The sequence below is a fragment of the Mesobacillus boroniphilus genome (assembly GCF_018424685.1).
Lineage (GTDB): Bacteria > Bacillota > Bacilli > Bacillales > Cytobacillaceae > Mesobacillus > Mesobacillus boroniphilus_A.
In genome coordinates, this window is record NZ_QTKX01000001.1 from 1,158,949 (window position 1) to 1,181,541 (window position 22,593).

22 protein-coding genes and 1 pseudogene are annotated in these 22,593 nt (G+C 42.8%); 21 read left to right on the plus strand and 2 right to left on the minus strand.

Annotated features, from left to right (window positions below):
* The first annotated feature begins 26 nt into the window (after positions 1-26).
* The 3 genes from DYI25_RS05905 (at position 27) to DYI25_RS05915 (ending at position 2,686) form a co-directional block, all read left to right on the plus strand.
* On the plus strand, positions 27-551 hold the full coding sequence (locus tag DYI25_RS05905; RefSeq protein WP_249745261.1) for a sigma-70 family RNA polymerase sigma factor: 525 nt from the start codon (positions 27-29) through the stop codon (positions 549-551).
* A complete protein-coding gene (locus DYI25_RS05910; RefSeq protein WP_213367493.1) occupies positions 544-1,845 on the plus strand; it encodes a DUF4179 domain-containing protein in 1,302 nt (433 codons plus the stop codon). The genes DYI25_RS05905 and DYI25_RS05910 overlap by 8 nt, the downstream gene beginning before the upstream one ends.
* Positions 1,846-2,125: 280 nt before the next feature.
* On the plus strand, positions 2,126-2,686 hold the full coding sequence (locus DYI25_RS05915; protein ID WP_213367494.1) for a hypothetical protein: 561 nt from the start codon (positions 2,126-2,128) through the stop codon (positions 2,684-2,686).
* 78 nt (positions 2,687-2,764) lie between these two features.
* Here the strand turns inward: DYI25_RS05915 and DYI25_RS05920 are convergent.
* Positions 2,765-4,179 (minus strand): annotated as a pseudogene (locus tag DYI25_RS05920) (PQQ-dependent sugar dehydrogenase).
* Positions 4,180-4,386: 207 nt separating this feature from the next.
* On the opposite strand from DYI25_RS05920, the gene DYI25_RS05925 reads away from it, so the two are divergent.
* From DYI25_RS05925 to DYI25_RS05950, 6 genes are all read left to right on the plus strand, one after another.
* Positions 4,387-5,079 (plus strand): response regulator transcription factor, encoded by a 693-nt coding sequence (locus DYI25_RS05925; protein ID WP_213367495.1) that lies wholly within the window; start codon positions 4,387-4,389, stop codon positions 5,077-5,079.
* A gap of 1 nt (position 5,080) precedes the next feature.
* Positions 5,081-6,076, plus strand: a complete 996-nt coding sequence (locus tag DYI25_RS05930; RefSeq protein WP_213367496.1) for a sensor histidine kinase — start codon at positions 5,081-5,083, stop codon at positions 6,074-6,076.
* Between the two features lie 195 nt (positions 6,077-6,271).
* A complete protein-coding gene (locus DYI25_RS05935; RefSeq protein ID WP_213367497.1) occupies positions 6,272-7,036 on the plus strand; it encodes an ABC transporter ATP-binding protein in 765 nt (254 codons plus the stop codon).
* On the plus strand, positions 7,026-8,960 hold the full coding sequence (locus tag DYI25_RS05940) for an FtsX-like permease family protein (protein ID WP_213367498.1): 1,935 nt from the start codon (positions 7,026-7,028) through the stop codon (positions 8,958-8,960). Before DYI25_RS05935 ends, DYI25_RS05940 begins: the two co-directional genes overlap by 11 nt.
* Before the next feature lie 94 nt (positions 8,961-9,054).
* A complete protein-coding gene (locus DYI25_RS05945) occupies positions 9,055-9,456 on the plus strand; it encodes a hypothetical protein (RefSeq protein ID WP_213367499.1) in 402 nt (133 codons plus the stop codon).
* Between the two features lie 388 nt (positions 9,457-9,844).
* Entirely contained in the window at positions 9,845-10,468 is a 624-nt protein-coding gene (locus tag DYI25_RS05950; protein WP_213367500.1) for a Crp/Fnr family transcriptional regulator, read from the plus strand.
* Here the strand turns inward: DYI25_RS05950 and DYI25_RS05955 are convergent.
* On the minus strand, positions 10,465-11,088 hold the full coding sequence (locus tag DYI25_RS05955) for a Crp/Fnr family transcriptional regulator (RefSeq protein WP_213367501.1): 624 nt from the start codon (positions 11,086-11,088) through the stop codon (positions 10,465-10,467). The genes DYI25_RS05950 and DYI25_RS05955 overlap by 4 nt on opposite strands.
* A 199-nt stretch (positions 11,089-11,287) precedes the next feature.
* Here DYI25_RS05955 and DYI25_RS05960 point away from each other — a divergent pair, with 199 nt between their 5' ends.
* The 12 genes from DYI25_RS05960 (at position 11,288) to DYI25_RS06015 (ending at position 22,583) form a co-directional block, all read left to right on the plus strand.
* Positions 11,288-12,769 (plus strand): 4-hydroxyphenylacetate 3-hydroxylase family protein, encoded by a 1,482-nt coding sequence (locus tag DYI25_RS05960; protein WP_213367502.1) that lies wholly within the window; start codon positions 11,288-11,290, stop codon positions 12,767-12,769.
* A 21-nt stretch (positions 12,770-12,790) separates the two neighbouring features.
* Positions 12,791-13,327: an FAD synthetase gene (locus tag DYI25_RS05965; RefSeq protein ID WP_213367503.1), complete on the plus strand. Its 537-nt coding sequence runs from the start codon at positions 12,791-12,793 to the stop codon at positions 13,325-13,327.
* Positions 13,328-13,360: 33 nt separating this feature from the next.
* Positions 13,361-13,918, plus strand: coding sequence for an NADPH-dependent FMN reductase (locus DYI25_RS05970; protein WP_213367504.1), 558 nt, complete (start codon positions 13,361-13,363; stop codon positions 13,916-13,918).
* Positions 13,919-13,974: 56 nt separating this feature from the next.
* Positions 13,975-14,514: a 3-hydroxyanthranilate 3,4-dioxygenase gene (locus DYI25_RS05975; RefSeq protein ID WP_213367505.1), complete on the plus strand. Its 540-nt coding sequence runs from the start codon at positions 13,975-13,977 to the stop codon at positions 14,512-14,514.
* Complete coding sequence (locus tag DYI25_RS05980) at positions 14,499-15,509, plus strand: amidohydrolase family protein (RefSeq protein WP_213367506.1); 1,011 nt, start codon at positions 14,499-14,501, stop codon at positions 15,507-15,509. Before DYI25_RS05975 ends, DYI25_RS05980 begins: the two co-directional genes overlap by 16 nt.
* 4 nt (positions 15,510-15,513) lie before the next feature.
* Positions 15,514-15,993: a RidA family protein gene (locus tag DYI25_RS05985; protein ID WP_041965099.1), complete on the plus strand. Its 480-nt coding sequence runs from the start codon at positions 15,514-15,516 to the stop codon at positions 15,991-15,993.
* A complete protein-coding gene (locus tag DYI25_RS05990) occupies positions 15,990-17,450 on the plus strand; it encodes an aldehyde dehydrogenase (protein ID WP_213367507.1) in 1,461 nt (486 codons plus the stop codon). The genes DYI25_RS05985 and DYI25_RS05990 overlap by 4 nt, the downstream gene beginning before the upstream one ends.
* 418 nt (positions 17,451-17,868) lie before the next feature.
* On the plus strand, positions 17,869-18,648 hold the full coding sequence (locus DYI25_RS05995; protein ID WP_213367508.1) for a 2-keto-4-pentenoate hydratase: 780 nt from the start codon (positions 17,869-17,871) through the stop codon (positions 18,646-18,648).
* Between the two features lie 12 nt (positions 18,649-18,660).
* Complete coding sequence (locus DYI25_RS06000; protein WP_213367509.1) at positions 18,661-19,539, plus strand: acetaldehyde dehydrogenase (acetylating); 879 nt, start codon at positions 18,661-18,663, stop codon at positions 19,537-19,539.
* Positions 19,540-19,560: 21 nt separating this feature from the next.
* On the plus strand, positions 19,561-20,589 hold the full coding sequence (gene dmpG / locus DYI25_RS06005; protein WP_213367510.1) for a 4-hydroxy-2-oxovalerate aldolase: 1,029 nt from the start codon (positions 19,561-19,563) through the stop codon (positions 20,587-20,589).
* Positions 20,590-20,591: 2 nt separating this feature from the next.
* Entirely contained in the window at positions 20,592-21,389 is a 798-nt protein-coding gene (locus DYI25_RS06010) for a 2-keto-4-pentenoate hydratase (protein WP_213367511.1), read from the plus strand.
* A gap of 180 nt (positions 21,390-21,569) precedes the next feature.
* Positions 21,570-22,583, plus strand: coding sequence for a TRAP transporter substrate-binding protein (locus DYI25_RS06015; RefSeq protein ID WP_213367512.1), 1,014 nt, complete (start codon positions 21,570-21,572; stop codon positions 22,581-22,583).
* The last annotated feature ends 10 nt before the right edge of the window (positions 22,584-22,593 follow it).

The window sequence follows — 22,593 nt, forward strand, 5'->3', positions numbered from 1 at the left end:
CAGTGGAAGAAGGGAGGGGCACTGGTTTGGCAGAGATCAAGAAGGTACGCCGTGCAATTAATGGGAACAAGAAGGCTTTCCAAGAATTGATGGAGGAAGAGAAAGTCAGGCTATATAAAATAGCTTATGTTTATATGAAAAATGAAGCTGATGCGCTGGAGGTTTTTCATGAAACAGTTTATAAGGCGCTGGTGTCTATTGGTAATTTGAAGGAGGAGCGCTACTTCTCTACGTGGATCACGCGGATTCTCATCAATAATGCGGTTGATCTTTTACGAAAAAAGAAAAGGGTCATACCGATGGAACGGAATACGCTGGAAAATAAGGCAGCTCATTATTTCGAGACTGAACGCCATCCGGAACTGCTTGAGGCAGTGATGGAGCTGGATGAAAAGTATAAGGAAGTATTGATTCTGCGATTTTATCGGGATTTGTCAGTGAAGGAAATTGCAGAAATCTTAGATTGTCCTGAAGGTACGCTAAAAACGAAAATCCACCGCGGAGTGGGTTTATTAAGAAATAAGTTAAAGGAGGATTGTGTGAATGAGTAACCAATTCCCGGATTTGAAGAGTGAAATGGATCAAATATCGGTGCCAGTGGAAAAGCTGGATGCGATTATTGCCAAGACGGTTAATGACACGAAAGTGAAAAAGCCTAAAAAACGTGTTATCTTCTATTCCATGAGTGCTGCGGTTGTCGGTTTCGGCTTGTTTGTCGGCTCGGCGATGGTTTCTCCTGCCATGGCGAAGGTCGCATCGAATATTCCTGTCGTTGGTACTTTTTTCAATGATGTAGGAGATGAGGGGCTAAAGATAGCCGGGAAAAAAGGATTAACACAGGTTATCGATCAGACGGCAAAAGATAATGGAATTACGCTGACAATTAATGAAGTTTTTTACGATGGCACCCGTTTGACATTAGGATACACACAGGAATCACTATTGCCTTTGGGTGAGCTCGAGCGTCCTGCGATAAAAGTGGACGGCAAGGAAATCAATTTCAGCTCCGGATATTCCGGTGAATATGTGACACCACAAAGATACAAGGGCGTAGTTGATATTACGCCGACTGAAGAGCTGCCTGAAGAATTCGAAATGAATGTTCGAATTGATGCGGTAGGACTCGTACCAGGCTATTGGTCGTACCAGTTCTCTGTCAGACAATCTAATGATGTGACAGTCATCAGACCTACCGTGATAAAAAAGCTTGAGGGTGCTGAAATCAGTGTGAATTCATTGAAGATTGGACCTGCTGGCACGGATTTGAATGTAAACGTTATTGCCGAAACTGAAATACTGGACCCTTACAGCCTGGATTTTTACCTGATTGACGACAAAGGGAATGTCATAAATCCCCTAAAGGGAAGCGGTTATGGAGACACAGTCGCTGGAAAAGAGCATGCAACCTTGCAAAGGCTTTATGAGCCCCTTGATGAGGGAGTGCGGAGCGTTAAAGTCATCCCTTATGTTTTAACATTTCCACAGGGAGATCTTAAAGAAGAATCTGTTAGTCTCGATGGAATTGAATTGCCTTTTACCATGAGCCAGGGTGAATTTGGGGACTTGATTATAACGGATATCAAGTATTCCGAGAACCGCGCAGTCGTGTACTTTGAAGTGAAAAGTGAGGCTGTAATTGATAATCGGACATCCGTGAATCCTGTTTGGATCGAGGATGAAAATGGAAAAAGGTTAATTGTCGATGAAAAACCATTTGCCGAACGAATCAAGGATAATCGTTTTAAACATGAGTTCGAAACAGGAAAGAAGAAGGGGTTGAAGCTGAAGACTCATCACCAGCCTATGCCGGAAATATTTGAAGGATTTGAGATTGAAATCCCCTAAAACGCATTTTGAGGCCAGTAACAAGAAAAGGACGCATACATTCAGTATGCGTCCTTTTCTTCATTAAATTGGTTAGGAATTGGATCCAGAGTTTTTCTGTGTTGGGGAATTTGAGAAAGCAATTCCAGTTTTATTTATAACTTGCAGCAGTCCATTTATATGTTACTCATGTGATGAAGTTACTACGAAGGTAAAATTGTATTTTAAAATACATGTTCAACCTCAATAAACGGATTAATATATTGTATCGTACCTGGAATTCCTTTGAATGAGGTGAATCATGTATTTCTTGAAATCAATTTCAGATGATGTCCAGCTTGCCCAATTAGAATTTGGTAAACATCACAAAACGAAGAGGCTTATTTTTGGATCCGTGCTCGCCTGTATGGCTGCTGTATTTCAGGCAGCGGGGGGCTATTTACCGGGAATCGGGTATTTGATCAGCCCATTAGCCACTCTGCCCATTTTGATTTGTGCAATGTTTTCCCTTCCGATTGGAGTATTGTCTTATATTCTTACTATTATATTGCTGATTATTGTGGAGCCAAGCGAACTAATCGTGTTTCCTTTTACAACAGGATTATTAGGTCTTGGAATAGGTGTTGGTTTTTCCTTTTTAAGAAAGAGACTAAGCATCATTTCTGTTGGTGCAATTTCCTTATTGATTGGTATCATGATTTTAATATATGTTTTCCGCTTCCCAATTCTTGGTCCGACCTTATCGGGTTCCATTTCATTCCTTACAACTGTGAGTATTTCTTCATTTGCTTTCTTTTATAGCGTGTTATGGGTTGAGATCGGATTATTCTTTTTTAAAAGATTACGGCCCATTGCGACATAGTGAGCCCATAGTAATTCCCATAAAAAAACAAACAAGGGAGGGCTCTCTTGTTTATCTTATATTTTGATTCAATTAGTATTATCGAACGATTTCAAAAACAGTACCCTGGTTGAAATCTGCTACTTTCATCGAGCCGTAAACCCCTAAATATAGCCTGGACTGATCCTGGTTGGTCCCCAAACTAACATAATAGGCAGATTGTGAGCCGAAATTATATTCCGTTTCAATAACACTGAAATCGTTCAGTTTACCATCTGTTCTTAACCTGGTATAAGCTAAAAATCCTCTGCCAGGACCCTGCCTTTTTTCCTTCCTGGCAAGATCGGTAAACACCACGGTTCCCGTTAAATCCGGGATTCCATTCCCGACATATGGCTGAACTCCTGTAAGTGCTGTTCCTCCGAATCTATCAGATCGAGGTTCATCATGAAAATAACTCGTTAAAGGCAGAATACGCCTAACTGAAGATTTTACTGCTTCATTATAAAAGGCAATAGTTTTTTCATCCAGTGTCGAATTTTCCGAGCAGTCCCTTATCATCGAAGTAGGGAAAGCACCTTCCCACCCTCGCCAGCCCAAGTTAATAAACCCATCCTGATTTGGTTCAATTCCCATCGAATAAGCTTGAATAAGCTGCGTAACCGGTATTGGTTTATATTGAATGAATGAAAAAATCGACTCAACCAAATGCTGACCGACATTTCCAGCATACTTGATATACTGGTTATATAACCTTTGAAATGAGATGCCTGGAATATTCCGAACCCCTTTGGCAATGACCGTAAGAGTTTCCTGAATAGGTAAGGGAAGTTCATTAAAACGGGTCACTGCCGGTGGATTATGGATAAATGTATTATTGTTTGTATCAATTTCAATGATTTTTCCGGCAATTTCCATATCATCCTGGCTCAAATTAAATGGATCATAGCCGGATCCACCATCTCCAGTTGTTAAAACAAGTTTTCTGTTTCAGGTGAAAAGTTTAAGCTATTGACTCCATTATGATTGGAAAAGGGTCTTCTTAAGTTAAGCAATGTCCGACGTCTTTGAGGCTGGCCATTCGATTTCAAAATCCATTCTTCAACTGTATCAATATGATCATATTGATTTTCTCTATTCTGCCATTTTAGATTTAAGGTTTTCGGATCACACGGGTCAGGCTTAAAAGAGTCAGCAGGAGCACCCGGCCCCTGTGTTCCAGCTACAGAATAATGAAGGTAAAAAAGACCGTTATAATTAAACCCTGGATGAAATGCAAGTCCTAACAATCCCCGTTCATCATATCCGCCACTAGTTTCACCTAACTTTATGATTCGCGGGCGAATATCAAAAAAAGTCTTAATAACACCGTTTCTTATGTAAAAGATTTCTCCAACCTGAGTTACAATAAATAAACTTTCAATTGAGTCGCCCGGAAGTATAGCAGTTTTCAAAACAGTGGGTAAATTGATTTTGCTGACAATGGGCCGTAAACCAACCTTAACTTTCTTCACCTGATTTTACCCTCCTTGTTTATGGTTTTCTTTTATAAGAATATGATTGGAACTATTTTATAAGTACCACTCCAGGATGAGGGTATATTTGATAATAAATGATGTGTGCAACTGCATCCGTTATTTTAATGGAAAATTCTGCTGATTTTATCCTGATAAAAATTTATACTAGAAAAAGAGAGTTTTAGATAATGAGGAGTTCTGATTATGTACAAAATCATGCTTATTGAAGATGATCCGCAGCTTTGTGGACTTATCAAGGAAAATTTGGAGCGGTATGGGTATAATGTGGCTTTGCCGTCTAATTTTATGAATATAGAAGAAGAGTTTCTGACAATTGATCCAGATCTTGTTTTGTTGGATATTAATCTGCCATATTATGATGGCTATTATTTATGCAGGAGTTTCAGACAGAAATCCACTATACCGATCCTGATGATTTCGGCTAGAAGCCAGGAGATGGACCAGATCATGGCGATCGAACTCGGAGCAGATGATTTCATTACGAAGCCATTTACGTTCGACATGCTACAGTCCAAAGTAAAAGCTACAATCAGACGGGTGTACGGGGAATATGCTTTCAAGGATGAGAAAAACTCCTGTGTAGGTCCATTATGCCTGAAAGAAAAGACATTGAGCCTGGAATACATGGACACCAAAGTCGAGCTTTCTAAGAACGTCTTTAAGCTAATGAAAAAATTGATGGAGAACGCGAATTCATTTATCTCCAGAGAAGAGTTGATTGAAGAAGTTTGGGATTCGGTTACCTTCGTCGATGATAATACACTTACAGTCAATATGACGAGGATTAAACAAACTCTGTCAGAGATGGGACTAAAGGATTTGATCAAAAGCAAAAGAGGAGTAGGATACATGCTGCAGTATCCTGCGGTTGATTGACATGCTTAATGCTTTCTTAAAAGATCGATTGCTGCTTATTTTACTTTACATATTGAATTTGACCTGCATTTTATTGTTTTTCTATCTTAGTGTGCCGGCGGATACTGAGTTTTTTTATCCATTGTCAATCGGACTATTTTTGCTGCTGATTTTTTTACTTATTGATTGGTTGAAATTTTACCCGGCCTACAGAGCAGCTGCTCAGCAGATTAGGGGTCACGACGTCGAGCTGCAGGCCCATACGGAGGAACAGAAGGTTTTTAAGCAATTATTAGAGAAGGCAGTTAGTGAACAATCTCAAAAATATAACAATTTGAAAGAGCAAAATATGGAGAGACTCTACTTTCTGTCCCATTGGATGCACCACTTAAAGACTCCCGTTTCAGTGATCGAGCTGATTATCAATAATGAAGAAAAGTCACAGGTGCTGGAAAAAATCCAAAAGGAAAATAAAAGGATGCATTCTTCGATTGAACAAGGGCTTACGATGATTCGTATGGATAGCTTTGAAAATGACTTTGAACTCAAGTCTGTAGACGTACTCGCTACTTTACGGAAGCTTATTAATGGGAGGAAGAGGGAGTGGATATATAATTCTATTTTTCCCACAATCGATTTTGAGGAGGAGAATGCACTAATCATCACGGATCCGAAATGGAATGAGATATTAATCGAGCAAATTATTTCCAACGCTATCAAATATTCAAGTGTGAAGGAAGGAAGCAAGAAGCTAGTTTTTAAGGTTGAAAGGGTTGGCGAACATATCCACCTATCAGTCATAGACGAGGGGGTAGGCATTCCCGAATATGATCTTGAGCGAGTTTTCCAGCCATTTTTCACAGGGGAAAACGGAAGAAGGCATTCAGACTCAACCGGTATAGGGCTTTATCTCAGCAAAAGAATCGCTGATCAAATAGGGGCATCAATTGAGATCAAATCTTGGATAGATAAAGGAACAACTGTCAAAATCAAATGGTTAGCTGGAAAAAAGCCATGATCCTTTTCTGATACCTTACAAAAGTGTAAGGTATTTTTTGGCTTTGTCGATGGCTGATTTGATTAGAGTGACTTAATATGAAGTTATAAAAGATTAGGTGTACGAGGAGCCGCTTGAGACAAAATATCGGGAAATAGTCGTGAGAATGTCTGAACCTGGGCCTACTTCGGACGAAAACCAAAGGGAGGAAAAAGAATGGCTATTTTGGAAGCTAATAATATCGTGAAAGTATATGGTAGTTCGAGCGGAGAAGGTTCGACAACAGCACTTGACGGAGTCAGTCTTTCTGTGAAAGAATGGGAGTTCGTCGCCATCATGGGACCATCGGGCAGTGGGAAAACCACGTTGCTGAATATTCTTAGTGGTATTGACCAGCCTACTTCTGGTGGAGTGTCGATCGCTGGTCAGGAAATAAGCGAGATGGCAGGAGATGAGCTTGCACTGTTCCGCCGTAAACAGTTCGGTTTTGTATTTCAGGAATTCAATCTTTTAGACAGCTTGACAGTAAAAGAAAATATAATGCTGCCAATGGTACTAGAAAAGAAACGGGTTACCGAAATGGAAAAGAAAGTCCAAGATCTGGCTAAGCTTTTTGACATAGAAATCATCCTGGGAAAATACCCCTACCATATATCTGGCGGCCAACAGCAGCGAACTGCGGTCAGCCGGGCACTCGTAAATGACCCTGGAATCATTTTTGCCGATGAGCCGACGGGAAATCTTGATTCTAAATCCTCTGCGGTCATTATGGAATGCTTTGAAAAAATCGTTGAAGAGCTTGCGACAACGGTCTTGCTTGTTACGCATGATGTTTTTGCAGCCAGCTATTGTCATAAAGTTGTTTTTATTAAAGACGGAAAGATACATTCTAGCATTGTTAAAAAAGGGACCAAGAAGGAGTTCCTGGACCGAATCATGGATCATCTCGCTGTCTTGGGTGGAAGAACCTATGACATTTAATCAAGTAGTCTGGAAGATGGCGAAGGTTGATTACAAGAAATATATCTTTTATTATCTCTGCAACAGTTTTGCCGTGATGTTCTTCTTTATGTTCTCAACTGTTTATTTTAACAGCAGGGTCGAGCAAGGGAAGAAACTGGAGAGTCTTCAGGATGCGCTATCCATTCCGGGAGCTGCACTGATTATATTTACGGTTTTCTTCATCAGCTATGCCCACAATATTTTTATGAAAAAGAGAAGAAGCGAGTTTGGCCTTTTCTTGACCTTGGGCATGGCTAGGCGGGATCTTATCAAATTGCTTGTCCTGGAAAATGGAGTGATCGCCACCCTATCCATTCTTTCTGGCCTTCTGGCTGGCGCGGTATTCTCGAGACTGTTTTTCATGCTGTTAATGAACCTTATTGACATAAAGGAAGTTTCATTCCATTTTTCTGCAAAAATGTTTTTTTACACAATCGGTGCTTTCTTGGCCGTTTTTTTGCTGGCTGTCGGAAAATCGCTGTTCCAGACACTTAGAAGCACTGTGGTCCTTAGCATGAAAAGCAACAGGTTTGCAGAAACGCTTAAAATGAAAAGTCCTCTTTTGGGTGCATTAGGGCTACTGGTGATGGTCGGATCACTCTTTATTCTTTATTTTACCTATGAGGATTCTTCTGGCGCATTCCTTCCGCTTTGGACACTGGCTATGTTTCTGGGCCTTTATATTTCCCTTAACCAATCTGCCAGTTTTCTAATCCATCTAACTAAAAAATTACCAGGATTTTATTATCGCAGATTGCTTTTCCTGAGCAGCCTGGACTATAAGTTTAAACAGATGACTTCCATAGTCATGCTTGTGACGGTAATGATCATGATTACAATCTTTTACAGCACACTATTATTGACATTTTACAAGGCTTCAGAAAAAGACGCAGTAAACAATAATCCGTATGATGTCGCTTTTTATCAGACTGATACGAAAAATACCATTAGCCTTCAAGAGCTAAATGATGTACTTGATGTAAAGGAACAAATTACTATTCCAATTTTAAATTATTATGAAAAACTTGAATATGTCGATGGCTATCAATCTTATGATTTTATGTCACTAGAAGATTTCAACACATTGACTTTGCAACACTATAAGTTGGGGGATAACGAATTCCTTTTCTTTCTAAACTCTGAGCCTGAATATGCCAATTTTGATGTCGCCAAATCGATAAATCTGTCTGCAGGGAATGAAGAGTCAACTTTTAAAATGAAGGATAAAGTGTCGGAAAGAGCCATCAATCTGCTGCCAAACGCATATGAATTCATTGTCGTAAACCCAGAAGTATTCGAGGATTTGAAGGCGGGCGTTAATGGATACACGTTAAATCTTCAATTAATCAATTTAGAAGATTGGAAAACAAGCAAAAATGGTGTTGAGCGATTACAAGAAAAATTGCGAACTGGTAATCAGGAGACGGCCCAAATGGATTACCCCGATCTGGAGTTTACTGCAGAGGAAGAATTGTTTCGAGTTGCCTCCAAAATGGGAGATTATCACCAGAATAAATCGACAAATGGAATGATGTTCTATGTTACAACATTTTTAAGCATCATGTTCTTTCTGGGAACCTTTGTCCTTCTTTATCTCAATCTTTTTTCCGAAGTGGATACTGAAAAAGAAAAGTACAGGAAATTATATAAGATAGGCATGACTTCAAGAGAAGTAAAGGCAAACGTAACAAGGGAATTACGGACAATCTTCTTCGTTCCAACGCTGCTGGGAACGACGCTGGCCTTCCTCTACATCGTTATTTTGTCCACGGATGTCGGAGGACTCATGAACAATCCAGATCTGCTGAACCACTTCATTATGATAGCCGGAATATACCTGGTCATACAGGTTGGATCATTCTTTTTTGCAAGGAAGAAGATGTTAATGCAGTTATTTCATTAAGAAAAACTTATCCGCTTTCCATAAAGGAAGGCGGTTAATTTTTCTACCATAATCGACAGCTTTATTTTATAATTTGAAAAAGGAGGTGAGAAAAATGTCAGAGGAAAGATTCGACCGTTTAGAAGGTATGATGTCTCAGTTGATTACAATGCTCGGCAATATGCATAAGGCAATTAATGGTATGCAAACTACATTGGATGGAATGCAAACGAGAATGGATGGTATGCAAACTACAATGGATGGTATGCAAACTACAATGGATGGTATGCAAACTACAATGGATGGTATGCAAACTGTTCAAATTGAACATGGCAAAAAGTTTGATGCCATTGATTTAAGATTGGACAATTTGGAAACAAAATTAGACAAAATGGAAACAAAGTTGGACAAAATGGAAACCAAAAATGATTTAAGGCACCATGAAGTGTTGAATCAAATCAAAAGATTAGAAAAAGACCAGGACTTCATCTGGGAAAAGGCAGTCCGAAATGAGTGAGAACTTGAGATTATGAAAAGAACTTTGGAATCGTAATCTGTCCTTCATTTGCTGCCAAGCTCACCTGTTTTCCGCAGGCTTGGCTAACTTAGTAGTTACCACCAGATGGCTCACCATCGAACTTCTCCAGCAACTCGATTATTCGTTTGTAGCTCAACTTGAATCTCCGAATTCTTATTCAGCTGATAAACCCATTTAAACAAGAAGACAAATGAAACCAGTATCAAGCGGCAAAATGTCAATTAAACTCTACAACAATCACACTCCAAAATAGCAATTTCTTTAACTGCACCCATCATTCTCTATTTTTGCGCATAGATACTCCAAAAATGGTACAATTATCATAATTATTAGGAAAATCACCAATTAAATAGAGGAAGGTGATTATATGCATTTTCTTCGTTACCAGTGGGAGCCTTACTTGTCGTATGGGCAGCTGTTTGAGTTTGAAAAGAACAAAGTTGTCTATCTTCAAGGGGAGGCGGGCAGAGGAATCTATTATTTGAAGCAGGGGGAAATTAAGATTACGCTGTTGTCGGACAAGGGTGATGAGCGCATTATTAATATGGTTCCTCCAGGGATGCTTTTTGGTGAGCATGGTGTTCATGGTGAGCCTTATTTAACGAGCGGAACGACAACTTGTTCATCAACAATCTACTATTTTTCAGATGATGTAATTGCCTCAATTTGTAAGGACCATCCTGAAGCGGCGGGGATTTATACCGACTCGTTAATCTATAAATTCAGGACTCTTGCTGAAATCATTGCTCATCTGGACAGTCCGGTAGAGCAGCAAATGGCATTTTATTTGCTTAAGCTTGTTCAGGAGAACGGGAACGCCTCGATGAACCAGACGGCCTTCTCTAAGTACATCGGCACGTCCCGAATCACCGTGAACAAGATTATTCAAAAATGGAAGCAAAAGGGGTACATAGAACTTCATAAGCGTGAAATTATTATCATTGATTTTGATAAAATCAGGGAGATTGCCAATAATCCACATGTGAATTAACCAACCAGGTTTCTTAGGAAATCTGGTTTTTTTATGAAGTATTTTCTGTTGTCAATCTCGATAATGCCAGCTTCCTGCCATTGTTTGAGCACTTTATAGACAGTGATTCTTGTGAGCCCGGTGCAGCAGGCAAGGTCTTGCTGAGATATAGGAATCTCGTAATTCTTGAATTCATCACAGATGTTGTGGAGTAATACGGCTAGCTTTTGTTCGGATGTAAGCGCATTCAAATTTATCCGATCTAAAAGAATTTTCATTTTGTGGATGACACTTTTCGAAAAAAGTTTGAAGAGTTCTGGGTTGGTGATCATCAGTTTTCGGAATTCGTCTGCCGAAAAGTGATAAACTACGGAGTCTTTTACTGCGATTGCGGTTGTGAAATGAGTTTTCTGGTCGAGTGACTGCACACCTAAGAGCTGGTTCGGGATGACAATGTTCAGCATATTTTCTTTTCCGGCTGCTGATTCTGTCACGATTCGTACAAGGCCCTTGTGCAGGTAATAAAAACCTTCTCCCATTTCTCCCTGTTTATAAATGCATTCCTTCTTTTTGAAAAACTGGCGAGTGCCGTATTTCAAATAATTCTCCCAATGGAAGACTTCTTCATAAACCGTAACCATACCATAACCTCCCTATGAGTGAAGTTGATATCTAACATTATCATAGGGGAAATAATAAAATAATTCTACAATTTATTAGATAATTTAGACTTTTAAGAAAACTATTTTCTGAAAAACGTTAAATAGGCTACAGTTACGTTTGAAATTTAGTATTACAATTCATTATGAATTTTCAATTAATTTTTTCAGGAGGGTGAATATGGGAATTAGGACTGGGGCTCAATATATCGAAGCGGTTAAAGCACGTAAACCTGAGGTTTGGCTTTCTGGTAAAAGGATCGAGAATTTATTTGAGGAGCCGGTGTTTAAGCAGCCGATCCTTGAAATCGCAAAGCTGTATGACATGCAGCATGATCCTGAATTCCAGGATAAAATTACTCACGTTTGTGAGGAAACCGGTGAGCGAGTGAATAATGCATTCCTCGTACCGAAATGCTATGAAGATTTAGTCAAGCGTCGCAATGTTTTTGAGGCGTTTGCAAAGGCAACATTCGGTCTCATGGGAAGGACTCCGGATTTCTTGAACGTCGTTGTGACATCCATGTACTACAATTCTTGGTTCTTTGAAAAATACAATAAAAATTGGGCAGAGAATGTCCGTAACTATTATAAATACATGCGTGACAATGACATCTTCTTAACCCACGCGATCATCAACCCGCAAAATGACCGCAGCAAGACTTCACATGAGCAGAAGGACACGTACACTCACCTAGGTGCAGTGAAGGAAACACCAGACGGTTTGGTCGTAAGGGGAGCGAAAATGCTTGCAACGCTGGCTCCGGTGACAGATGAGGTAATCATCTACTCTTTCCCTGGATTCGCACCTGGTGATGAAAAGTACGCCCTGGCCTTTGCGATTCCAATTGACACTCCTGGACTCCGCATTATTTGTCGCGAGCCGATGCAGGATGGACAGCGCTCATTCTTCGATCATCCACTAGCTTCAAGATTCGAAGAAATGGATGCCTTGCTTGTATTTGATGATGTGGTCGTTCCTTGGGATCGCGTATTCCTATATAACAATGTCGAGGCGGCAAATAAGCTCTATCCAATGACAGGTGCTGGACAGCAGCCGGCACACCAATCAGGTGTAAGGGGTCTCGTAAAATTGGAATTCGCAACACAAGTGGCGATGAAGGTTGCCGATACAATCGGTGTGGATGGATACTTGAATGTTCAGGATCAGCTTGGTGAGCTTGCACAATCACTTGAGTCCATCCGGGCTTTACTGAAAGTTGCAGAATACGAGCACACAATGACAGAGCATGGGGAAGCGATGCCGGCTTATGTGCCACTTGAGACAATTCGCGGATTACTGCCAAAAATGTACCCGCGCGCCATTGAAGTCATTCAGATTGTCGGTGCAGGCGGCTTGCTGATGTCTCCAACAGGTGCAGATTTTGAAAGTGAAGAATTAAGAGGTTCGATTGATAACTACTATGTTGGCCGAGAAGGAATTTCTTCATTGGAACGTGTCAGCATATTCAAATTAGCCTGGGACCTATGCGGAGAGGCGTTCGGACAGCGTCTGTTGCAGTATGAGCGCTACTACACAGGAGATCCAATTCGTAAGCGTGGAATTTTTTATAACAACTATAAGCGCCAAACACCACTAACGATGGTTGATGAGGCGTTGAAGGGCGCACAGCTTGATAATAAGGAAGCACTTACAAACTAGCCTGTAGGAGGAGAAGGACGAATGAAAACACATATTTATTCTTCATTGGAACTGCCTCAATCAATCGTGGCGATTGGAGCCTTTGACGGAGTCCATCGGGGACACCAAACGGTAATCCGGCAGGCAGTACAGCGAGGAAGGAAACTGAAGGTTCCGAGTGTGGTGTTTACATTCGATCCTCCACCGCGGGTGTTTTTTCAAGGAGCAAGGATGCTGACCACAGTCGACGAAAAGCTGGCGAAAATCGAGAAACTCGGTGCTAAACATGCTGTAGTTGCAAGATTTGATAAGGTGTATGCCGGACGGAGTGCTTACGAGTTCATCGACTGCCTGGCGAAACTTAACCCGGTTGAAATTATGGTTGGAGGAGATTTTCGTTTTGGCAAAGATCGGATTGGTGACATCTGTCTCCTCGAAAAATATTTCAAGGTGCGCGTCACTCAGCCAGTCTGCTGCTCTGAAGGCAGTATCATTTCTTCCAGCAGGATTCGCCAATTGATATCTGAAGGTGAGATTCATATCTCCAATTCATTACTCGGCTGGCCAGCAGGAAAGTAGTTTTATATTTTTCAAGAATAGGAGGGATACTGCATGAAATTGCTTGGGATTTCAGGCACAATCATCGGAGCGAAAACAGGCATTGTTGTCCGTAAAGTGCTTGATGATGTGAAGAAGAAATATCCTGACATCGAGGTGGAAATGCTCGATATGATGGATTACGACGTCGAGTTTTGTGACGGTCGACCGCCAGAGAAATATTCAGTTGATACAAGAGCTGTGATAGAAAAAGTCTCTTCTGCCGATTTTTATGTGATCGGTACACCTATTTTTCAGGGGTCCATTCCCGGGGTGTTGAAGAATCTGTTTGATCTCATTCATCCTGATGCATTCAGGAATAAGGTGATGGGATTCGTCGCAAATGGCGGGACATATCAGCATTTCCTGGTCATTGAAAACCAGCTTAAGCCAATTGCTGGTTATTTCAGGGCATTCGTAGCACCTAGCTATGTGTACGCCAATTACGACCACTTCAACCGCGAAAATGAAATCGTAGATGAAGATTTGCTGAACCGGATTTCAAGTTTGGCAGATGAAGTGGTTCATATGCAGAAGTCATTGAAAGGCAATACCGCAGAGGTTACGGACTGATTTCTTAAAACATGCCAAGGGTTAATTATACAAGAATCGAAGGGAGACGAGAAAATATGAAAAGCCAATTTGTTCCTATCAATCTTATGAAATTTATTGAGGAAAACCGCGATCAACTGAAGCCACCGGTCAATAACAAGGTCATCTGGAAGGATGCAGAGCTGATGGTGATGCTTTTGGGCGGTCCGAACAAGAGACGGGATTTCCACGTTGATCCGTCTGAGGAAATCTTTTACCAGATCCAGGGGAGCTGCTATGTTGAAGTCATCAATGCTGAAGGTAAGCGTGAAGTCGTTGAAGTAAAGGAAGGCGAAATGTTCCATCTCCCTCCGAATGTGCCGCATTCTCCTCATCGTGTAGCTGACACAATTGGCCTGGTAATCGAGCGTAATCGAGCGCAAGGTGAACTTGAGGATTTCGTTTGGTTCTGTGACAACTGTGATGCTGAAATGCATCGTGCCACGATCCAGTTGACAAATATCGAAAAGCAGGTAAAGGAAGCAATCACAAGCTTCAACGGAAATGAAGAGCTGCGCAAATGCAACAACTGTGGACATATGATGCCGCCAGAAGCGAGTGAATGGAAATGCGAGTAGACTTCCATACTCATATCATTCCTGAAAATTTCAGTGAATTGACGAAGCGTTTCGGCGGGGAAAAATGGCCGACTCTTGAGCGTACATGTGCTTGCGGTGCCAATATCATGATTGCCGGCAAGGTGTTTCGTGAAGTGACCGACCAGGTGTGGAGCGCTGAGAAGCGGATCAACGATATGGAGCGGGAAGGCGTCGATATGCAGGTGCTTTCCCCGATCCCTGTGACGTTTTCATACTGGGCACCCGCAGAAGATGCGGAAATTTTAGCACGTGTCCAGAATGATTTCATTGCGGATTTGGTTAATCAGTACCCGACAAAATTCATCGGTCTTGGTGCTGTTCCTCTGCAAAATGTTGATGTCGCAATCCGTGAAATGGATCGTTGTAAGCATGAATTAGGCTTGAGCGGGATTGAGATTGGCACGAATGTAAATGGCGTGAATCTCGATGACCCCCGGTTTATTGAGTTCTTTGAAATGGCGGAGAAATGGGAAGTTCCATTGTTCATCCATCCTTGGGAGACGCTTGGAAAAGAACGTATGCCGCGCCACAACCTGATGTACACAGTGGGAATGCCGAGTGAAACAGCGCTGGCTGGAGCAAGTTTGATCCTTGGCGGGATTATGGATAAGTTCCCTAAACTGAAGATTTGTCTGGCTCACGGTGGTGGAGCGCTTCCTTATTTGCTCCCACGTCTTGACCAAGGCTGGAAGGTATGGCCGCATTTGCGTCTTTTGGATAAGCCGCCAAGCTATTACGCTAAGCAATTTTACTATGATTCGCTTGTAAATGAGCCGGTAAATTTGAATTATTTAGTTCAAAATTTTGGTCATGAGCGGATCATCATGGGTTCTGATTATCCATTCTTGCTGAGGGAGGTTCCTCCTGGAAAGGTAATTGACGATACTGTCGGATTATCAAAGGAACAGACCGAAGCGATGCTCGGTAAAAATGCTCTCAGGTTCTTGAACATTCCGGTAAAGGTGGGGAGTTGATTTTATGGAAAAGGCCTTAGTTACACCAGAAGAGCGTTTGAAAGAGTTAGGTCTGACCTTGCCAGCTCCCCGCCAGTCGGCTGGGAATTATGTAAGCTGTGTAAGGACTGGCAACTTGATCTTCACATCGGGACAGGGAACGAATGAATATCGTGGTCGGCTTGGCGAGGATGTCACGATCGAGGTTGGCTACGATGCGGCAAGGCAGTGCATGCTGAACTTACTGACGGTGCTGAAGCAGGAATTAGGCGAACTTAGTAAAGTAAAGCGTGTGGTAAAAGTCCTTGGCTTCGTGAATAGTTCACCTGATTTTACCGATCAGCCGAAGGTCATGAATGGCGCATCTGACCTGCTCGTACAGGTGTTCGGTGAACGTGGAAAGCACGGAAGGTCTGCTGTCGGCATGGCACAGCTTCCGTTGAATAACGCAGTGGAGGTCGAAATGGTCGTTGAAGTTGAGGATGAGGAGGTTGGATTAGGATGAATCTGGCTCAACCACAGGCAATAAAAGATGCAAAGCTATTTATTAATGGTGAATATCGTGATGCGATGTCCGGGGAGACATTTGATACGATTGACCCTTCGACTAACAAGAAGCTGGCCTCCGTCGCAAAGGCTGGTGTCGAGGATGCGAAGCTGGCGATTGATGTTGCTCAGAAGACGTTTGAAAGTGGTATCTGGAGTGAAATGCCAGTTGCCGAACGAACTAAGATCCTGGTCAGGATGTCCGATCTTGTCATGGAAAAGGTTGATGAGCTGGCGTTTGTAGAGACACTTGATGTCGGAAAGCCAATTAAGGAAAGCAGAGGGTTTGATATCCCCCGTGCCGCTGCAAACCTGCGCTTTTTTGCCGAAATGGCGAACTACATTAACCATGAACATTATGATCAGTCTCGATATATGTCTTATTCCAAATACGCGCCGGCTGGTGTGACCAGCTTGATCATTCCATGGAACCTTCCGTTCATGCAGATGACTTGGAAAGCATCGGCTGCGATGGCGGCAGGCAATACGGTTGTGGTAAAGCCGGCTTCATATACACCATTGAGTGCGGTGATGCTCGGCGAAATTGCCAATGAAGCTGGATTGCCGCCAGGTGTGCTGAATATAATCACGGGTCCTGGCGGTACCGCAGGAACAGAGATGACTCGTAACCCATCAGTGCGGAGGATTTCCTTTGTCGGCGACAGTACGACAGGCCGCACGGTGATGCAAAACGCGGCTTCACAGCTGATTCCAGTTTCACTTGAGCTTGGCGGGAAGTCTGCCAATATCGTGTTCGAGGATGCGAATCTCGATGAAGCAGTTGCTGGATCGATTGAAGCCATTTTCAGGAACCAGGGAGAGATTTGTCTTGCAGGTTCTAGATTATTGGTGCAGGAGAGCATTTACGATCAATTCATGGAAAAATTCGTTGAAGCAGCTCGTGCTTTAAAGGTCGGAAATCCACTTGACCAGGAGACGGATATGGGAGCTCTTGTTTCAAAGGGGCATTTGGAAACCGTCGATGAGTACGTCCAGATTGGCTTGGCTGAAGGTGCGAAGCTTGCAACAGGCGGGAAGCGTATTGCTAGTCTTGGAAAGGGCAACTTCTACGAGCCTACTGTTTTTTACGATGTGGATAATAAGATGCGCGTTGCACAGGAAGAAATTTTCGGCCCGGTACTTGTTGTGATTCCATTTAAAACAGAAGAAGACGCTGTTAGGATTGCAAACGATTCGATGTATGGATTGGCTGGCGTCGTCTGGACGAATGACCTGCGACGTGCCCATCGTGTGGCTGCTAAAGTGAATACGGGCTTGTTGTGGATCAACTGCTGGTATTACCGTGACCTGCGCACACCTTTTGGCGGATCAAAAGCAAGCGGCATCGGACGCGAAGGCGGCAGGCACAGCTTCGAGTTTTATACCGAAGCGAAGACGATTACGATGAAGCTTTAAAAATAAGGGGCATTTTTTTTCAAAGTAATTCGTCTGGATAAAAATTGACCAACCAGAGGTATATTTGCTCAAACCGGAGAAAAAAGCTGTCAAACCGGAGATATATTTGCTCCAACTGGAGAAAAAAGCTGCCAAACCGGAGATATATTTGCTCCAACCAGATAATAAGGCAGTTTATCCATGAATATATAAGCCCGAACTCGGAATAAGAAGTTCAACGGGGTATATCTTAGGCCCAAACGGTGAAATGGCAGTCCAACTGGTATTAAAAGTCTTCCAACTGGTATTAAATCGAGAATAACTAGTATTAAAACTAGCTGAACTGGTATTAAATCCATTTCAACTGGTATTATCGCTAAATGAGTGATGAGCTCATTTGTTCTATAAACCATTTTTAAAAGAAAAGGAGGGTGATTTCATGAACGCAACGATTGAAAACATCGCCGATACGCTTCTTGAGGCGGAAAAAAGCAAAAGTGCTATACCTCCGCTAACAGCACAGTATGAAAACCTTAATGTAACGGATGCTTACAATGTCCAACTTGAAGTTTTAAAGAGAAAGCTCAGCCAAGGAAGGACGGTTATTGGCAAAAAGGTAGGCCTTACGAGTGTAGCAATGCAGAAGATGCTTGGAGTAGATGAGCCTGATTATGGTCATTTGCTTGATGATATGAAGGTTGAAAATGGAGCTACAGTGAAGGTAAGTGACCTTCTCAGCCCAAAAATCGAGGCAGAAATTGGCTTCATACTAGGAGAAGACCTAAAAGGACCTAATGTGACCTTCCTCGATGTCCTGATGGCGACCAAATCTTTGGTACCAACGCTTGAAATCATCGACAGCCGGATTGCAGATTGGAAAATTGGTCTCATTGATACGGTTGCAGACAATGGATCTTCAGCAATGGTTGTTGTTGGAGAGCAAATGACAGACATAAATGGAATTGACCTTCGCAGTGTAGGTATGACGCTATCTAAAAATGGTGAAATGGTTGCGACCGGCTCGGGTGCAGCTGCACTTGGCCATCCGGCACATGCGATTGCCTGGCTGGCAAATAAACTGCATGAGTTCGGAATTACGCTAAAAGCTGGGGAATTGATTTTACCAGGAGCGCTTTCTGCTGCGATTGCAGTTGAAGCAGGAGACACGGTATCAGCTCAGTTCGGTCCGGCTGGATCAGTATCGGTCACTTTTGAGTAGGGGGTGTGTAGATTGGCAAAAATCAAAGCAGCTATCATTGGTTCTGGCAATATCGGAACGGATCTTATGTATAAGCTTGAAAGAAGTGATGTCATCGAGCTGACAGCGATGATTGGAATCGATCCGGAATCCGATGGCCTTAAGCGGGCGAAGGAAAAGGGGTATCTGGCGTTCCATAACGGAATCGATGCATTGAAGGACAATCCTGATCTGGCGGACATCGTGTTTGATGCGACTTCAGCAAAGACGCATGTAAGGCACGCGAAGGTCTTAGCAGAACTGGGAAAGCTTGCAATAGATCTGACACCAGCTGCCAGAGGGCCATTTGTATCTCCAGCTGTTAAAACAGATACTTATCTGGATGAAAAAAACGTCAATATGATTACGTGCGGCGGCCAGGCGACAATTCCGATCGTCCATGCGATTAACTCGGCAGCTGATGTCAGCTATGCGGAGATCGTAGCTACTATTTCATCCAGGAGTGCAGGCCCAGGAACTCGCGCAAACATAGATGAGTTCACGATTACGACGCGTAGAGGAATTGAAGAAGTAGGGGGAGCCGACAAGGGGAAGGCCCTCATAATCCTTAATCCGGCCGAGCCTCCTATTCTGATGCGGGACACGATCTATTGTGAAGTGAAAAATATGGACGAAGGTGCGATCACGAAATCAATCGAGCAGATGATTGAAACGGTGAGGCAATATGTGCCTGGCTACCGCCTCAAGCAGGATCCATTATTTGATGGAAATAAAGTGACTGTTTTCATAGAGGTTGAGGGTGCCGGGGACTACTTCCCTGTTTACGCAGGGAACCTGGATATCATGACAGCGGCGGCAACCCGGGTCGCTGAGGATTTTGCGGTCCATATGCTTGAAAAGCAGAGTGTGTAATCGAAAGGCTAGGTGAAGGAATTGAATCGCAAAAGTGATAAGCCGATCAAGATCACAGAAGTTTGCTTGCGTGACGGAAGCCATGTCATGCAGCACCAATATACAGAAGACCAGGTCCGCCGCGTGGCACGTGAGCTTGATGAGGCGGGAATGCACTATATCGAAGTAAGCCATGGTGACGGACTGGGAGGCTCCACGCTTCAGTATGGAAAATCGCTCGTAGATGAGATGAAGCTGATTGAAGCAGCGGTTGATGAGTGTCAAAACTCAAAGGTAGCTGTCCTCCTTTTACCAGGAATCGGGACTGTCAATGAACTGAAGCAGGCACATGGACTAGGAGCAAGTCTTGTCCGTGTGGCGACCCATGTAACGGAAGCGGACGTTTCCGCACAGCATATCAGCATGGCCCGAGAGCTTGGTATGGAGACACTCGGATTCCTGATGATGGCCCATATGGCTCCGACTGAAAAATTGGTCGAGCAGGCGAAGCTAATGGAAAGCTACGGTGCACAGGCTGTCTATGTGACGGACTCTGCAGGAGCACTTTTACCGCATGAAGTAAAAGATAGAATTGCTGCTCTTCGAGACTCGTTGTCTATCGAAGTAGGATTTCATGCCCATAATAATCTATCATTAGCGGTTGCCAATACACTGGCTGCGATTGAAGAAGGCGCGACAAGGATCGATGGCAGCATCCGCTGTCTCGGTGCGGGTGCAGGGAATGCGCAAACGGAGGTTCTTTTATCCGTATTGGATCGAATGGGAGTTAACTTAGGAATCGATATTTATAAAATGATGGACCTGGCTGAGAATACGGTTGGTCCAATGATCCCGAGACCTCAGGAAATTAATAGAGGCAGCCTAGTGCTAGGTTACGCCGGAGTGTATTCAAGCTTCCTATTGCATGCTGAGCGTGCCAGCCAGAGATTCGGAATCGATTCAAGGGATATTTTGATAGAGTTGGGTAAACGGAAGGTTGTGGGCGGCCAGGAGGACATGATTCTTGATGTGGCTGCAGAACTGGCAAAAGCCCGGAAGCTGGAGGTGTAAGAATGACTATTACAAAAGGTGTTGACCTCGAAATTGTGGAATATTTGTATTCTGCTGAAAAAGAGCGTCGTGAAGTTGTAAAAGTAACAGACCGTTATCCTGAAATGAGCTTTGCTGACGCTTATTCTATCCAGGAAAAATTGATTGAGAGACGCGAAAAGGATGGCGCTCGGAAAATTGGCTTGAAGCTTGGATTGACAAGCAAGGCGAAGCAGCAAATGATGGGTGTCCATGAAGCGATTTATGGGTATCTGACAGATGATATGCTCGCTTTGGAATGGGAACCTCTTGATTTTACATCTTTCATCCATCCAAAAGCGGAACCTGAAATCGCGTTTTTTATAGAAGAGGATTTACAGGGGACAAACGTAACGGCTGAGGATGTACTGCGCGTAACAAAATTCGTGGCACCGGCAATCGAGATCATCGACAGTCGCTATTTAAACTTCAAGTTCACACTGGCTGATGTGATTGCGGATAACTGCTCTTCGTCAAAATTCTTAATCGGCAGCAAGTGGATGTCACCAAACGAATTGGACTTAGGGCAGCTAGGTATGGTGATGTCGAAAAACGGACAGGTGGTCCAAACTGGATCCAGTGCTGCGGTACTAGGACACCCGGCAACATCGGTCGCATGGGCAGTCAATAAGCTTGGTGAAGTTGGAAAAGGGATTAAAAAGGGAGACGTCATTTTAAGCGGGGCAGTATCAGAGGCGGTCACTTTCGAGCCAAATGATAATTTCGTCGTACAATTCGCAGAGCTTGGCAGTGTTTCTTTCACATGTAAATCTAGCACTTAGTTATCAAGACTAAGTGCTTTCTTTTTAAGTTTAGAATATTCGAAATATAAAGATAAAATTTACATTCTATGTTAACCACTTTACACTTTTGCTAGTAAAAAGTGATTATAATCACAGTTAGAGACAGGTTGGGAAATTTTTATGATAGCGTTTTCAAAAAGAAAAAAAGGGGTGCGAGAAATGAAAAAGTTTAAAAAGATTGGGCTTACACTATTAATCTTTGTGCTAATTTTGACGACTGCGGCTTGCAGCAGCGAGACGGATGCCAAGCCTAAATCAGGTTCGGGTGAAAAGTACTCATTCAAGCTTGCGCATATTACCCCGACGGATCATATGTGGCATAAGGCTGCAGAGAAGTTTAAAGAAGAATTGGATAAGCGTTCTGATGGCAGGATGCAGGTAGAAATCTATCCTGCGAGCCAGCTTGGTACTGAAGCAGATATGGTACAGCAGATTTCTTCCGGTTCAGTTGATTTTGGATTCATTACGGCTGCCTACTTGAGCTCTCGTGCACCTGCCTTTACAGCATGGTTCTCACCATACGCGTTCAAGGACTTGGAAGCTGCGAATGCTGCACGTGATACAGAAGTAGCGAAGAAAATCCTCGGAACTTTGGATGGCCAGGGAATCAAAGGATTGGATTACTTGTTTGCAGGGAACCGCGTGATGCTTTTCAAGGATAAGGAAGTAAAGAAGCCAGAAGATATGAAGGGTCTGGCATTCCGCGTTACTCCTAGTCCACCGCTTCAGGATTTCTACAAATCAATGGGTGCTTCACCTGAATCATTGCCACTTCCAGAAGTATACGCAGCAATCCAGACTGGCGTTATCGATGGAATGGATATGGACCTAGATGCATCAATCACAAATAAGTACCATGAAGTTGCAAAATATGGCGCTGTAACGAACCACATGGTATGGCCAGCTGTGGCATTGATGAACAAAGATAAATACGGAAAAATGTCAGATGACGATAAAAAAATCATTGATGAGTCCATTAAAGCAGCTGCTGAGTATGCGGTAAAAACTCGTTCCGCTCAGGAAGAGGAGTTCAAGAAGACGCTTAGCGATGCTGGGATGAAGATTTATGAAATCGATCAGGAATTATTTGAACCATATATTAAGCAATTCGATGAAAAATATGGACCAACTGATCCGCTCATCCAGGAATTCATCGATACATTCCGCAAATAACCTATTGGAG

Excerpts from the sequence above, each read along its gene's own strand:
- DYI25_RS05910 (WP_213367493.1), top strand. The coding sequence starts at position 544 with ATGAGTAACCAATTCCCGGATTTGAAGAGTGAAATGGATCAAATATCG.
- DYI25_RS05915 (WP_213367494.1), top strand. The coding sequence starts at position 2,126 with ATGTATTTCTTGAAATCAATTTCAGATGATGTCCAGCTTGCCCAATTA.
- DYI25_RS05925 (WP_213367495.1), top strand. The coding sequence starts at position 4,387 with ATGTACAAAATCATGCTTATTGAAGATGATCCGCAGCTTTGTGGACTT.
- DYI25_RS05930 (WP_213367496.1), top strand. The coding sequence starts at position 5,081 with ATGCTTAATGCTTTCTTAAAAGATCGATTGCTGCTTATTTTACTTTAC.
- DYI25_RS05935 (WP_213367497.1), top strand. The coding sequence starts at position 6,272 with ATGGCTATTTTGGAAGCTAATAATATCGTGAAAGTATATGGTAGTTCG.
- DYI25_RS05940 (WP_213367498.1), top strand. The coding sequence starts at position 7,026 with ATGACATTTAATCAAGTAGTCTGGAAGATGGCGAAGGTTGATTACAAG.
- DYI25_RS05945 (WP_213367499.1), top strand. The coding sequence starts at position 9,055 with ATGTCAGAGGAAAGATTCGACCGTTTAGAAGGTATGATGTCTCAGTTG.
- DYI25_RS05950 (WP_213367500.1), top strand. The coding sequence starts at position 9,845 with ATGCATTTTCTTCGTTACCAGTGGGAGCCTTACTTGTCGTATGGGCAG.
- DYI25_RS05955 (WP_213367501.1), bottom strand. The coding sequence starts at position 11,088 with ATGGTTACGGTTTATGAAGAAGTCTTCCATTGGGAGAATTATTTGAAA.
- DYI25_RS05960 (WP_213367502.1), top strand. The coding sequence starts at position 11,288 with ATGGGAATTAGGACTGGGGCTCAATATATCGAAGCGGTTAAAGCACGT.
- DYI25_RS05965 (WP_213367503.1), top strand. The coding sequence starts at position 12,791 with ATGAAAACACATATTTATTCTTCATTGGAACTGCCTCAATCAATCGTG.
- DYI25_RS05970 (WP_213367504.1), top strand. The coding sequence starts at position 13,361 with ATGAAATTGCTTGGGATTTCAGGCACAATCATCGGAGCGAAAACAGGC.
- DYI25_RS05975 (WP_213367505.1), top strand. The coding sequence starts at position 13,975 with ATGAAAAGCCAATTTGTTCCTATCAATCTTATGAAATTTATTGAGGAA.
- DYI25_RS05980 (WP_213367506.1), top strand. The coding sequence starts at position 14,499 with ATGGAAATGCGAGTAGACTTCCATACTCATATCATTCCTGAAAATTTC.
- DYI25_RS05985 (WP_041965099.1), top strand. The coding sequence starts at position 15,514 with ATGGAAAAGGCCTTAGTTACACCAGAAGAGCGTTTGAAAGAGTTAGGT.
- DYI25_RS05990 (WP_213367507.1), top strand. The coding sequence starts at position 15,990 with ATGAATCTGGCTCAACCACAGGCAATAAAAGATGCAAAGCTATTTATT.
- DYI25_RS05995 (WP_213367508.1), top strand. The coding sequence starts at position 17,869 with ATGAACGCAACGATTGAAAACATCGCCGATACGCTTCTTGAGGCGGAA.
- DYI25_RS06010 (WP_213367511.1), top strand. The coding sequence starts at position 20,592 with ATGACTATTACAAAAGGTGTTGACCTCGAAATTGTGGAATATTTGTAT.
- DYI25_RS06015 (WP_213367512.1), top strand. The coding sequence starts at position 21,570 with ATGAAAAAGTTTAAAAAGATTGGGCTTACACTATTAATCTTTGTGCTA.